The organism is Neobacillus sp. MER 74, assembly GCF_023714155.1.
The window spans coordinates 1-419 of record NZ_JAMAUV010000080.1 but is presented as its reverse complement, the minus strand read 5'-3'; the positions used below and the strand labels follow the sequence as shown (position 1 = coordinate 419).

Here is a 419-nt window from a genome sequence, read left to right as displayed (position 1 = left end):
AACGGGCTGCCGTTGGAGCCGATTTGATCCCACGGGAAGATAGTGACGATAACAAAAATCGCGCCGACGTAGAAAAATCAGGATCCGCCACAGCACTTTGCCCACCGCGCTGCGCAGCGTCACCTGCGGGTTTTTCGCTTCACCTGCGGTAATGCCGATGAGCTCCACCCCCTGATAGGACGCGACCACGATACACAGCGCCGTCAGGAAGCCCTTCCAGCCGCCAGCAAAGAAACCACCATGTTCGGTGAGATTACCAAAACCGATGGAGTGGCCGCCGTTGCCAAAGCCGAAGAAAATGACGCCCAGACCCACGACGATCATCACGATAATGGTGGTCACTTTTATCATGGCGAACCAGAACTCGATTTCACCGTATAGCCGGACCGCCGCGAGGTTAGCCAACGCCACCAGCCCCA

Annotated in this window: 1 pseudogene; it reads right to left on the bottom strand. The window is 57.0% G+C overall.

Annotation, left to right across the window (positions count from 1 at the left end):
* A pseudogene (locus tag M3610_RS27560) lies at positions 1–419 on the bottom strand (amino acid permease); the annotation flags it as partial.